The organism is Bacillus cereus group sp. BfR-BA-01309 (genome assembly GCF_022664315.1).
In the GTDB taxonomy this organism is placed as follows: Bacteria; Bacillota; Bacilli; order Bacillales; family Bacillaceae_G; genus Bacillus_A; species Bacillus_A mobilis.
This window is the reverse complement of sequence record NZ_JAKUHE010000002.1, coordinates 278868-291493: the sequence shown is the minus strand read 5'-3', so window position 1 is coordinate 291493 and position 12626 is coordinate 278868. Positions and strand designations below refer to the sequence as shown.

The following is a 12626-nucleotide window of genomic DNA, read 5'->3' as shown; positions in this document are numbered from 1 at the left end:
CAGGCTATTTGTTTTGCATATACTGTTAGAAAATCATTGTAACATATCATACTAGTGTCATTTCAACACGGGAGGAGGGAAATTGTGACGATTGGAGAAATTATAGATTGCTTAAATAGACGTGAATCCATCGCTATCATAGCAAAACGTCTTGAAATAAGCCCGTATACATTATCAAAGAAGTTAAGATTGATTGGATATGAATATGATGGAGAACAGAAGAAACGTATTTTTGTAGGAGATGGAGAAGAACCTCGTCACTTACAACTCCAAGAAGCAACAGCCCTTCAATATGCGAAAACGGATTATCAATTATTAATTTATGAACAATTACAAAGTATTTATGAATTACTAAGCAAGAGAGAAGAAGTAATCGCGCCAATTATGAGTATAAGTACAGAAAAAAAGAAACGTACTTTTTCTATTAATAAAGAAATATTAGCAAAACTAGACGTTATATCAGAAGCGAAAGGAATTCAAAAATCTAAACTTGTAGAAGAGGCGTTACAACAATTTTTACAGCAATATGACTTTAACAAAACAGCACGTTTGGATGACTAAAGAAAAGGATACTAAGTTCATTGTAAGAACGAGTATCCTTTTTAGGTTTTACTAATATTGTGGATTAAGTAAGTATAAGTGTACCCTTTACAATAAAAATCTGGATCGCATATTAGGGAAATACTTAATTTGTTTTTTGAATTCTACCATCAATAATAGGCTGAATTGGTTCTTTTAATTGTTTTACATAATCGACTAGCGCTTCAAAGTCGTTTGGACCAGTTTCTGAATTCTTCCCATTTTTAAATGATACGAATCCGTCACCGCCAGAAGCTAAGAAAGCATTCGCAACTAAGCTATATGTTTTAGTTGGAGATAACTCCTCGCCATTTGTTAAGCGTATATTCGTAACCTTTTCACCGTTTGGTTTATTTGCATCCCACGTATATTGAATACCTGAAATTTGAAGCATTCTTGTTGTTCCTTTTTGCCATTGCTGATTTAAAATGTCGCGAATATCTTGACCTGTTAAATCTACTTTAATCAATTGGTTTCCAAAAGGCTGAATACCATATAATTCACCCCAAGTAATATCGCCAGCATCTAAGTCATTACGAATGCCACCAGGATTCATAAGTGCGATTTGAGCTTGCATTGTTTGACGCTGTGCGTCGGCAATTACATTCCCAAGAGTAGATTCACCAGCATCATTTTGTTTACGGTCGATAGGTGCTGTAGAGTTTCCTACAACTTCATTTACAAGTGGTGCGATCTTTTCTTTATATTGATCTATTTTTTGTTTTACTTCTTTATCAGGTTCCACACCTTCATGATATGTTGTGATCACTTCAGCTTTTTTCTTTACAATATCTTTTGTTTTACGATCAATTGTTACATCTACGTCTGAGAAAGCTGTTCCGTAAGAGTTCGCTTGGACGATTAGTTTATTATTTACAGTACCATTTACATACGTGTGACTATGCCCACCGAAAATAACATCAACTTCTGGATCTGTTTCATTTGCAATTCGAGTAAGGTCTCCATTTGTCACGCCAGATTCATCAGTTGTTCCGCCGACATGGGCAAGGACGACGATGGATTTAACACCGAGACGCTTTAATTGTTGCGTTGATTTATTAATTGCTTCTACCTCGTCAGTGATCTGTACATTTTTAAGCATAGTAGGCATCACGACATTTGGTGTATCAGTTGTAACAACACCAATGAACCCTACAGGAACACCATCTACCATTTTTACAGTAAATGGTGGTAAAAATAAGCGGCCAGTTGATTTGTTATAGAAGTTAGCAGCGACGTAAGGGAAGTTAGCACCTTTGAAATTCCCCGTTTTCTCGTGATATCCACCGTAAATGAGGCGTTTCATTTCATCGATACCTTCATCAAATTCATGGTTTCCGATTGTACCGACATCGAATTTTAAGTCATTCAAAAATTCAATCGTTGGTTCGTCTTGTAACAATGCTGAAACTGGTGGACTAGCTCCGACAATATCGCCAGCATGTACGAGAAGTGTATTCGGGTTTTGCTTTTTACGTTCTTTTAAATAAGTAGCTAAGTAATCAGCGCCACCGGCTTCTTTGTTATTAATTTTTTTAACAGTATCTAGTTGTCCATGGAGATCATTAATACCAAGCATTTGTACGTCTACGTAGCGGTTTTGTTCAGCTGGAGTCTGGGATGGGGGAGCGGCAAATACAGTTGAAAAGGTAATGGTGCTTAAAACGGCAACAGTAGGAATGATTTTTTTCCACATAATTCATTTCTCCTTTTTTTATAATCTGACATCATACGACATAATTTTAATAGATTCATAGGATTATATCTATATAAAAATTTAGTTTTTTCGAAAAATTAACATATTTACAAAAGGTGAATAATAGAGTAAAGAACCTTTTTTATTGTCGAGTTCATTGTGTATCTACTATAATGGAGAAAAAAGTAAAAGGTGAGTAGCATGAAGAAAAAGAAACAAAGACAAATGCAAAGACAATCGCAAGTAAATAAACCAGAGAAAGAGTCGCTTACATTAGGCGATCAATTAAATGATTCACTCATGCAGCAATTAAAGAATAAGAAGAAAGAATTGCAAGTGAGAGAAGAGAAAAAAGAGGCAGCTGAACTGGAAAGAAAGCGTCAAGAACAAAAAGAACGTGAAAAGAATAAATCATTTGAAGAACTGCTAAGTGAAAGTAGCCTTACTTGGAAAGACTTTAAATAATATAAAAAAATGATCAGTGTATATCGCTGATCATTTTTTTGACGAGCTTGTAAGAAAAGGGGAGTGTAAAATGAGAAAAATTGTAGTCGTTCCGCATGAAAATCATTGGAACGAAAAATTTCAAATAGAGTCCGAACGATTAAAATCGGCGATGCCAGAAATGGTGAAAGTCCATCATATTGGAAGTACGTCAGTGCCAGGACTGGCAGCTAAACCAATTATAGATATGATTATGGAAGTAGAGAGTATCGACAGAGTAGATCATTGGAATGAACGTTTTATAGAGCTTGGTTACATCGCAAAAGGGGAAAATGGTATTTCAAGACGTCGTTATTTTATTCATGGAACGGAGGAAAAACGTTCGTATCACTTACACGTGTTTGAAAGAGGAAATCCTGAGATAGTAAGGCATTTAGCATTTCGTGATTATATGATGGCCCATTGCGAAGAAGCTGAGGCATATGCAACTTTAAAGAAAGAATTAGCTGAAAAGTATACATATGATGGCACGTTATATTCGGAAGGGAAAACTGAATTTGTACGTCATGTTGATGAAAAAGCGAAAGAATGGAAAGAAGGAAATGTGAATAATTGAGTTCACGTTTTAGTGTATAAAATTATTATGTAAACTGTACATATGTTTTGACTTTTTGGTTGAATCTTGTTCAAATAAAGTGGTGGCTTATAAAAAATGTAAGAATGAGAGGAAGACGACTGTGCACATTCCAACAACTACACTTCATAATGGCGTGAAAATGCCGATGATTGGTCTAGGCGTTTATAAAGCGAAAGAAGGCGACGAAGTAAAACAAGCAGTAAAAACAGCGTTAGAAGTTGGATACCGTTCGATTGATACAGCGACTGTATATGAAAATGAAAGCGGTGTCGGAGAAGCGGTTCGTGAATCAGGAATTCCGAGAGAAGACATATTTATTACAACAAAAGTTTGGAACGACGATCAAGGATACGAAGAAACACTTGAGGCGTTTGAAAAAAGCTTAAAGAAATTACAAATGGACTATGTAGATTTATATTTAATACATTGGCCAATAAGAGGAAAGTATGTCGATACGTACAGAGCGTTAGAAAAACTGTATGAAGAAGGTAAAGTGCGCGCGATTGGTGTTTCTAATTTTCATAAACATCATTTAGAGCTATTATTACCAAATTGTAAAGTAAAGCCGATGGTAAACCAAGTAGAACTTCATCCGATGTTAGCGCAATTTGAATTGCGTAATTTCTGTCAAGATGAGCAAATTCAAATGGAAGCATGGAGCCCATTAATGAGAGGCGGGGAAGTATTCGAGCACCCGATTATTCAGGCCATTGCTACTAAATATGAAAAAACACCTGCGCAAGTTATATTAAGATGGGATATTCAAAGCGGTGTCGTGACAATTCCTAAATCTGTTACACCATCTCGTATTAAGGAGAATTTTACTATCTTTGATTTTGCACTAACAGAAGAAGAGATGAATCAAATTAATACGTTAAATCGTAATTTACATGTAGGAACGAATCCTGATAAATATGATACGCTATAAAAAGACGCTACCAGTATGGTAGCGTCTTTTTAACGATGTAAAGCGTAAGTATCACATTTAGCAATTTGCTGAAGTTGTATATATTCTGCTGTTGTTAACTGTGTTTGTTTACTAGCCTGTACATTTTCTTGCAGTTGTTGGATAGAGCTTGCACCAGGTATAACAGCTGCAACAGTTTCGTTATGTAAGCAATATTGAATAGCTGTTCTTGTTAAAGAGCTTTCCTGGGTTATTTCTTTTACACTTGCGAGTGTTGCATATAATTCATCGTAAGAATAAGAAAGGTAATCTTTTTCTTTTACTCTTTCTATCTTTCTTGCATTATTGTCAGTTAGAATTCCTTTTGCAAGTGGTCCGCGAGCAATAATGCTAATTTGATGTTCACTGAAAAGTGGGAACCATTCTTCAGGGCGACGATTTAAAAGGCTATATTCCATTAGCACACTAATGATATTTGAACGTTTTGCATACTCACGGATGACATTTGGACGTATAGAAGAAATACCGTAATGGCGAATGATACCTTCTTTTTTTAATTCTTCAAAGGCTTCAATTGTTTCATCTATTGGATCTTCAATCGTCCCGCCGTGAAGTTGATAAAGATCAATATAATCAGTTTGAAGTCTACGTAAACTTTCTTTCACTTCAGCCTTTATGTAATTCTTAGAAGGATCCCAAGACCAGCCGTTTTTTTCTTCTGTCCATCGATTTCCAACTTTCGTTGTAAGAACAATTTGGTCTCGTTTCCCTTTTAATGCTTTTCCAACAAATTCTTCGTTTAATCCATAATCGTATAAATCCGCTGTATCAAAAAAATTGATTCCTAAATCGATTGCTTCATCGATAATACGCATAGCTTCTGTTTCAGATGTACCGAGAGACATACAGCCAAGGCCCATTTCTGTAACAAACAAATCTGAGTTTCCTAATTGACGTTTTTTCATAGGTCAACCTCCTTACCTTTATTGTACGAAAGGGAAAAGAGGTTGACAAACGTTTACTTTTTATTTGCTGTAATCCACTCTTGTACAGTTGTATACTCTTTGCCATATTGTTTTAGTTTATGGCGAATTTGCCATGCTTTTCCGACTAAAGTGACGCGATTTGGTAAAATATAAACTTTCATTTCTATCACGCTCCTTTCAATGTGGTAAAATGTATGAGGAAAGAATAGGAAATAGAACAGGGAGATGAAGTAGTATGAGTAATCTTGCAGAGAGAACAGTAAAAACTGAACCAATTTTTGATGGTAGAGTTATAAAAGTTCGTGTTGATGATGTAGTATTACCAAATGGAGCAATGAGTAAACGTGAAATTGTAAATCACCCTGGTGCAGTTGCTATTATTGCTATTACTGATGAGGGGAAAATCGTGCTTGTTGAGCAGTATCGTAAAGCGCTTGAAAAGGCGATTATAGAAATTCCGGCCGGCAAGTTAGAACCTGGTGAAAAACCTGAGGTGACAGCAGTTCGTGAATTAGAAGAGGAAACAGGATATGTATGTGAAAATATGGAGCTTATTACTTCTTTCTATACATCTCCAGGATTTGCAGATGAAATTTTATATGTATATAAAGCGACAGGTTTGACGAAAAAAGAAAATAAAGCCGAGTTAGATGAAGATGAGTTTGTGGAATTGATGGAAGTATCGTTAGAGGAAGCGACTACTCTTATGAAAGATCTTCGTATTCATGATGCAAAAACGATGTTTGCAGTACAATATTTACAACTACAAAAATAAACACTCGCCAAAGGCGAGTGTTTTTTAATTGATTTTTGCGTATACGCGTGCATCACGTAAGCTACCATCTGGTGCTATGAAATCATTTTCCATTGTACCTTCTAGAATAAATTCTAAACGTTCTGCTAGGTTACATGCATTTGTATTTGTTGCATCAATACGAATTTCAATTCTTCTAGCACTTAGCTTATCAAAGGCAAATTGAATGGCACCTTTAATAGCTTCAGTCATATAGCCTTGTTTTGTATAAGCACTATGCAGCCAGAAGTGAAGTGAAAACTTTGGAATATCCCAGTTTTCAGGTTTAAGCGTTATAGCCCCGATGAATGTACCAGATACTTTATCGTATAAGTGAAAATCAAGTGTTTCACGAAGTAAAAACTGTCCGTGAGCGTTACGAACGATTTCTTCAGCACTTTCTTCTGTTTCAGCGTTAATTGGCATCCACGGTACTAAGTCTTCTAGAGAAGCTTGGATTGCTTCATACACTTCTGTACCATCACCTGGAAATGGCTTACGAACTTGTAAGCGTTCAGTTTGAAATAATGTTGGAAAATCTAATAATAATGGTTTCAAGTGAAATCCCTCCTATTCTCTACTTTTTAGTTTAGCAAAGTAGAGCGGAATTTCAATGTTAATTCGTCATACTTTTTTCTTTCTTTCATACATTTTTAGTAAGAGTGTGAACGGAGGGAAGAAAAATGTGGAGAAAAACTTGGCAAGACCGTGTAATGTCTCACATACAGGAAAACTCTTCATTATATATATTTAACGCTGTTTTATTATTGATGGGAGTAATATTTGGGGCCATTCTCGTAAATAGTCTACAATTAAATCAAAAACAAGATTTATCATTTTATTTACAACGTTTTTTTGGACAAGTTTCTAAAGGGGAATTTGCTATTGCAAGCGAAATGTTCCGAGAAAGTTACTTTTCGCAATTAAAATACATTGGATTTATTTGGATTTTGGGGATTTCAATTATTGGATTGCCACTTATTTTTATTTTATTGTTTGTAAAAGGAGTAGTTGTCGGATTTACAGTAGGTTTTTTAGTCAGTCAGCATGGATGGAATGGATTATTATTAGCATTCGTTTCTGTATTGCCACAAAACCTCATTATTATTCCAGTATTTCTCGTTATGACAACAATTGCCGCAAGCTTTTCCTTGCGCATGATTAGGCATCAATTTATTCGGAAAATAACCGAGCCGCTATTACCGTTATTAATTCGTTATACATGCTTCTTTCTTATAATTGGAGCGGTGTTAGCTCTTGCTTCTAGTGTAGAAGCTTATGCATCACCAGTTTTAATGAAAGAAGTCGTTGAGGCTATTAATAAACAATAAATACTTTATGAGAATAATTATCAATTTGTTTTTATTGTTTTTCTTTTGACAGAAGCCCTTCTTCTGATATAATGGTGTAAGAGTGGCGAGGAGGGAGTAGTACCGAATGGAAGAAAGAATTGAACGAATTAAGAAGCAATTACATGCAGCGAGCTACAAGTTAACACCGCAACGTGAAGCAACAGTTCGTGTGCTGCTAGAAAATGAAGAAGATCATTTAAGCGCAGAAGATGTTTACCTCCTTGTAAAAGAAAAGTCGCCAGAGATCGGACTAGCAACCGTCTATCGAACTTTAGAACTATTATCTGAGTTAAAAGTTGTCGATAAGATTAACTTCGGAGACGGTGTTTCACGCTATGACTTACGCCAAGAAGGTGCGCAGCGTTTCCACCATCATTTGATTTGTACACAATGTGGTGCTGTACAAGAAATACAAGAAGATTTACTTGGTGAAGTGGAAAGGAAAGTAGAACGTGACTGGAGCTTTAAGGTGAAAGATCATCGTTTAACATTCCATGGGATTTGTAAAAATTGTCAAGAAAATGAAACGGATGAAAAATAACCTTTTCCTATTTATCTAGGAAGAGGTTTTTTATTTGAATAAGGTATAAATTGGTGAAAGCTTGGCATATGTTGTAATAACTTATATTTTGGAGGAGTTTACAATGCGCCGAGCTTTAAAATTAACTTTTGATGGAATAAAAGTATTTTTATTATTTACAAGTTGTACGATTTTGTTTTATTTCGCTATACTATGGATAAATGAAGAATATGAAAGCTATCATCGTTATGAAAAGCCACAAGAAGAGACTGTAGAAAAAGTATCAGGGAATGAAGAGCCAGCAAAGGATGCTTTCGTAAATAGAATGATGTTTTTCTATGAAAATGGGGAGTAGTGTAGATTGGAAGATCAATTAAAAGATTTTATTCATTATATGGTTGTCGAAAAAGGGCTTGCGAAAAATACAGTAGTATCTTATGAACGTGATTTAAAAAGTTATGTAAAGTATTTGCAAAATGTAGAACAGGCGAAAAGCTTTCATGAAGTGACACGCTTGCACATTGTTAATTTTCTGCAGCACTTAAAAGAAAATGGAAAATCTTCGAAAACATTAGCACGTCATATTGCATCGATTCGTTCGTTTCACCAGTTTTTACTTCGTGAACGAGCGGTAGAGCACGATCCATCCGTACATATTGAAACGCCGCAAGGAGAACGGAAATTACCGAAAGTACTATCAATCGATGAAGTAGAAGCGTTACTTCAGACACCAAAAATGACGAGTGCTTTTGGGGTTCGTGATAAAGCGATGCTAGAGTTATTGTATGCGACAGGGCTTCGTGTTTCAGAATTAATTGCTTTAAATTTAGAAGATGTACATTTAACGATGGGATTTGTTCGTTGCATAGGGAAAGGGAATAAAGAAAGAATTATTCCACTAGGAAGTTTAGCGACGGAAGCAATTCAAAAGTATATTGAAAAGGGAAGAAGAGAATTGATGGGTAAAAAAGTAGTAGATGCACTCTTTTTAAACCATCATGGGAATCGATTATCAAGACAAGGATTTTGGAAAATTTTAAAACGATTAGCGAAAGAAGCAAATATTGAAAAAGAGCTTACACCACATACGTTGCGCCATTCTTTTGCTACGCATTTATTAGAAAATGGAGCAGACTTGCGAGCGGTGCAAGAAATGCTAGGACATGCAGATATTTCAACGACGCAAATTTATACGCATGTTTCAAAAGCTAGATTAAAAGATGTATATAAACAGTTTCATCCGAGAGCATAGTTACTATGCTCTTTTTTCATAGATTCAGAAGGATAGAGCGTTTCACAGAAACTTCACAAACATTTCGTACATTGTTTTCAGCAGAAGACTGGAATATTACAATGCATTTCCTCTATACTAAATAAGGTATAAAGGAGGAAATGATGATGAAAAAACTTATTATGACATTATTTATCGCGATGTTAGCATTGGCTGGCTGTAATACAAACAAAGAAGAACCGAAAAAAGAAAAGAAACTTGAAAGTATAAACGTAGCGGTTCAAACGAATCCGAAAGAAATTAAACCTGGTGAAAAAACAGAAGTACAAGCACTTGTTACGCAAGGAAAAGAAAGAGTAACGGATGCTGATGACGTAAAGTTTGAAATTTGGAAAGATGGCGACGAGAAACACGAGATGTTAGATGGTAAGCATAAAGGAAAAGGTGTTTATGCAGTAGAGAAAACATTTGAAACTGATGGAGTATATCATATTATTCCTCATACAAATGCACGCGATATGCATGTTATGCCAGAACATAAAGTGGCTGTAGGAAATGCAAAAGTAGAAGATGCGAAAAAAGAAAATAGTGATCACGGTGCAGGGCATGGCGATCATAAAAGCGATACAATGATCCACCTTATGGCTGGTGACATAAAAGCAAACGCTGAATCGACTATGAAAGTTCATTTAAAACAAAAAGAAGAAGCGTTAACTGGTGCTGAAGTACAACTTGAGATTTGGAAAGATGGTGTTGAAAAGCACGAATTTATTCCAGCGAAAGAAGGAAATAAAGGAGAGTATGAAACGAAACATACTTTCAAAGAAAACGGTTCTTACAAAGTGAAAGTTCATGTTAAAAAAGGTGAATTGCATGAACATAAAGAAGAAACAGTAGAAGTAAAATAAAAAGTAGCTCTTTAGAGCTGCTTTTTTTATTTTTATCCCGCTTTAATGGGCAGTAAGACCCCACCTCAAAATTCAACGAAAGCAAAGAAGTTAGGTGGGGGATCAACTGCCCATAAAAGTCCGATTGGTTCAACTAATAATCAGTGGGGGATGAAGAACCCCCCCACTGATTAAAGTTTCACTTTATCTCGTTATTTGTGAGCTAATTAATTTTTCATTTTATATGAAGAAATAAATCATGAAATAATTAGCACTTCTTTGCATAATGGATTACAATAGAAGTGTGAAGAAAATGAGAAAATCTACGAAAATGTATTAAAAAGAAAGCGTAAACATGGTATGATATCCGTATCAGATGTCTGACATCTGACTTAGAAAAAACTAGAAATGTTTTTGAGTCGTTTCAAAGTAAACGAAATAGGTTAGAGAATCATTTAAAGAAGTACTGTTTGACAATGAGAACGAAAGATAATTCTTATGGAGAACAGTTTCACTTTATAGCGTTTTGAACATACTACAAGAAGTAGAACTGAACTTATAGGAGGTCGCAGTTATGAATAAATATAAACGTATATTCCTAGTCGTAATGGATTCTGTTGGAATCGGTGAAGCACCAGATGCTGAACAATTTGGTGATTTAGGATCTGACACAATCGGTCACATTGCTGAACATATGAATGGATTACAAATGCCTAATATGGTGAAATTAGGTCTTGGTAACATTCGTGAAATGAAAGGTATCTCTAAAGTAGAAAAACCACTTGGATATTATACAAAAATGCAAGAAAAATCTACTGGTAAAGATACAATGACAGGACACTGGGAAATCATGGGTCTTTACATTGATACACCATTCCAAGTGTTCCCTGAAGGATTCCCGAAAGAATTACTTGATGAATTAGAAGAAAAAACAGGTCGTAAAATCATCGGTAATAAACCAGCTTCTGGAACTGAGATTCTTGATGAACTTGGTCAAGAACAAATGGAAACAGGCTCTTTAATCGTTTACACTTCTGCTGATAGCGTATTACAAATCGCAGCACACGAAGAAGTAGTGCCACTTGAAGAGTTATATAAAATTTGTAAAATTGCACGTGAATTAACGTTAGATGAAAAGTACATGGTAGGTCGCGTTATCGCTCGTCCATTCGTTGGAGAACCAGGGAAATTCACACGTACACCAAACCGTCATGATTATGCGTTAAAACCATTCGGCCGTACGGTAATGAATGAATTAAAAGATAGTGACTACGATGTGATTGCTATCGGTAAAATCTCTGACATCTATGATGGTGAAGGTGTAACTGAATCACTTCGTACGAAGTCTAACATGGATGGAATGGATAAGCTTGTAGATACATTAAACATGGACTTTACAGGTCTTAGCTTCTTAAACTTAGTTGACTTTGATGCATTATTCGGTCACCGCCGTGATCCACAAGGATATGGAGAAGCGCTGCAAGACTATGATGCACGTCTTCCGGAAGTATTTGAAAAACTAAAAGAAGATGATTTATTATTAATTACAGCAGACCATGGTAATGATCCAGTACATCCTGGTACTGATCATACACGTGAATATGTACCGTTATTAGCATATAGCCCAAGCATGAAAGAAGGCGGACAAGAATTATCACTTCGCCAAACATTTGCTGATATTGGTGCAACGGTAGCAGAAAACTTCGGCGTGAAAATGCCAGAACACGGAACAAGCTTCTTAAACGAGCTAAAGAAATAGGGGGATAAACAAATGAATCGTGAACTTATTACAAAATCAGCTTCATACTTAAAAGAGAAATTTCAAGAAACGCCACAAGTAGGCCTAATCCTTGGATCAGGACTAGGTGTATTAGCAGATGAAATCGAGAACGCAGTAACAGTACCTTACAGTGAAATCCCTGAATTCCCAGTATCAACTGTAGAAGGACATGCAGGTCAATTAGTATTCGGTACACTTCAAGGTGTAACAGTAGTAGCAATGCAAGGACGTTTCCACTTCTATGAAGGATACGACATGCAAAAAGTAACATTCCCAGTTCGTGTTATGAAAGAACTAGGTGTAGAAACTGTTGTTGTAACAAATGCAGCTGGTGGTGTAAATACATCATTCGAGCCAGGCGATCTTATGTTAATTTCAGATCATATTAACTTCATGGGTACAAATCCATTAATCGGACCAAATGATTCTGAGATGGGTGTACGTTTCCCTGATATGTCTACATCATATACGACAGAGCTTCGTGAAATGGCGAAACAAGTCGCAGCAGACTTAAATATTAAAGTACAAGAAGGTGTATACGTTGGAATGACAGGTCCTGTATATGAAACACCTGCTGAAATTCGTATGCTTCGTACACTTGGCGGAGATGCAGTTGGTATGTCAACAGTACCTGAAGTAATTGTAGCGCGTCATGCTGGTATGAAAGTACTTGGTATTTCTTGTATTTCAAATATGGCAGCTGGTATTTTAGATCAGCCACTTCACCACGATGAAGTAATCGAAACGACAGAACGTGTTAAAGCTAACTTCTTAGCATTAGTAAAAGCAATCGTAAAACAAATGAAGGGGTGAC

General features: G+C 35.9%; 16 protein-coding genes. 12 read left to right on the top strand and 4 right to left on the bottom strand.

Annotated elements, in window-relative coordinates; all coding sequences use genetic code 11:
- The first annotated feature begins 84 nt into the window (after nucleotides 1-84).
- Nucleotides 85-561: a ribbon-helix-helix domain-containing protein gene (locus tag MR115_RS05075; protein WP_000151918.1), complete on the top strand. Its 477-nt coding sequence runs from the start codon at nucleotides 85-87 to the stop codon at nucleotides 559-561.
- A 124-nt stretch (nucleotides 562-685) separates the two neighbouring features.
- On the opposite strand, the gene MR115_RS05070 is transcribed toward MR115_RS05075, so the two are convergent.
- Nucleotides 686-2275: a bifunctional metallophosphatase/5'-nucleotidase gene (locus MR115_RS05070; protein WP_242240260.1), complete on the bottom strand. Its 1590-nt coding sequence runs from the start codon at nucleotides 2273-2275 to the stop codon at nucleotides 686-688.
- Between the two features lie 201 nt (nucleotides 2276-2476).
- Between MR115_RS05070 and MR115_RS05065 the strand changes: the two genes are divergently transcribed.
- The 3 genes from MR115_RS05065 (at nucleotide 2477) to MR115_RS05055 (ending at nucleotide 4284) form a co-directional block, all read left to right on the top strand.
- Nucleotides 2477-2740 carry a YqkE family protein gene (locus MR115_RS05065; protein WP_000727552.1) on the top strand — a complete coding sequence of 88 codons (264 nt, stop codon included), beginning with the start codon at nucleotides 2477-2479 and terminating at the stop codon, nucleotides 2738-2740.
- A 70-nt stretch (nucleotides 2741-2810) separates the two neighbouring features.
- Nucleotides 2811-3335, top strand: coding sequence for a GrpB family protein (locus MR115_RS05060; protein WP_242240258.1), 525 nt, complete (start codon nucleotides 2811-2813; stop codon nucleotides 3333-3335).
- Between the two features lie 121 nt (nucleotides 3336-3456).
- Complete coding sequence (locus tag MR115_RS05055) at nucleotides 3457-4284, top strand: aldo/keto reductase (RefSeq protein WP_242240257.1); 828 nt, start codon at nucleotides 3457-3459, stop codon at nucleotides 4282-4284.
- A gap of 29 nt (nucleotides 4285-4313) precedes the next feature.
- Here the strand turns inward: MR115_RS05055 and lolS are convergent, their stop codons facing one another.
- Both lolS and mciZ read right to left on the bottom strand, forming a co-directional pair.
- On the bottom strand, nucleotides 4314-5228 hold the full coding sequence (gene lolS / locus MR115_RS05050; RefSeq protein WP_242240255.1) for an aldo/keto reductase: 915 nt from the start codon (nucleotides 5226-5228) through the stop codon (nucleotides 4314-4316).
- Between the two features lie 53 nt (nucleotides 5229-5281).
- On the bottom strand, nucleotides 5282-5410 hold the full coding sequence (mciZ, locus tag MR115_RS05045; protein WP_000870295.1) for a Z-ring formation inhibitor MciZ: 129 nt from the start codon (nucleotides 5408-5410) through the stop codon (nucleotides 5282-5284).
- 74 nt (nucleotides 5411-5484) lie between these two features.
- Between mciZ and MR115_RS05040 the strand changes: the two genes are divergently transcribed.
- On the top strand, nucleotides 5485-6024 hold the full coding sequence (locus MR115_RS05040) for an NUDIX hydrolase (protein WP_061678130.1): 540 nt from the start codon (nucleotides 5485-5487) through the stop codon (nucleotides 6022-6024).
- A 24-nt stretch (nucleotides 6025-6048) separates the two neighbouring features.
- On the opposite strand, the gene MR115_RS05035 is transcribed toward MR115_RS05040, so the two are convergent.
- Nucleotides 6049-6600, bottom strand: coding sequence for a GNAT family N-acetyltransferase (locus MR115_RS05035; RefSeq protein ID WP_097818800.1), 552 nt, complete (start codon nucleotides 6598-6600; stop codon nucleotides 6049-6051).
- 155 nt (nucleotides 6601-6755) lie between these two features.
- On the opposite strand from MR115_RS05035, the gene spoIIM reads away from it, so the two are divergent.
- From spoIIM to MR115_RS05000, 7 genes are all read left to right on the top strand, one after another.
- Nucleotides 6756-7373 (top strand): stage II sporulation protein M, encoded by a 618-nt coding sequence (spoIIM, locus tag MR115_RS05030; protein ID WP_229200852.1) that lies wholly within the window; start codon nucleotides 6756-6758, stop codon nucleotides 7371-7373.
- 106 nt (nucleotides 7374-7479) lie between these two features.
- Complete coding sequence (gene fur / locus MR115_RS05025; RefSeq protein WP_000392657.1) at nucleotides 7480-7935, top strand: ferric iron uptake transcriptional regulator; 456 nt, start codon at nucleotides 7480-7482, stop codon at nucleotides 7933-7935.
- A 103-nt stretch (nucleotides 7936-8038) separates the two neighbouring features.
- Nucleotides 8039-8269 carry a YqzK family protein gene (locus MR115_RS05020; RefSeq protein WP_001250433.1) on the top strand — a complete coding sequence of 77 codons (231 nt, stop codon included), beginning with the start codon at nucleotides 8039-8041 and terminating at the stop codon, nucleotides 8267-8269.
- Nucleotides 8270-8275: 6 nt separating this feature from the next.
- Nucleotides 8276-9166, top strand: coding sequence for a site-specific tyrosine recombinase XerD (gene xerD / locus MR115_RS05015; protein WP_000390083.1), 891 nt, complete (start codon nucleotides 8276-8278; stop codon nucleotides 9164-9166).
- A 143-nt stretch (nucleotides 9167-9309) separates the two neighbouring features.
- On the top strand, nucleotides 9310-10053 hold the full coding sequence (locus tag MR115_RS05010; RefSeq protein ID WP_141434974.1) for a FixH family protein: 744 nt from the start codon (nucleotides 9310-9312) through the stop codon (nucleotides 10051-10053).
- A 553-nt stretch (nucleotides 10054-10606) separates the two neighbouring features.
- Complete coding sequence (gene deoB, locus MR115_RS05005; protein ID WP_097816965.1) at nucleotides 10607-11791, top strand: phosphopentomutase; 1185 nt, start codon at nucleotides 10607-10609, stop codon at nucleotides 11789-11791.
- A 12-nt stretch (nucleotides 11792-11803) separates the two neighbouring features.
- The gene (locus MR115_RS05000; protein ID WP_001078444.1) at nucleotides 11804-12625 is read left to right on the top strand and encodes a purine-nucleoside phosphorylase; all 822 of its coding nucleotides are present in this window, start codon (nucleotides 11804-11806) and stop codon (nucleotides 12623-12625) included.
- Nucleotide 12626 lies beyond the last annotated feature (1 nt).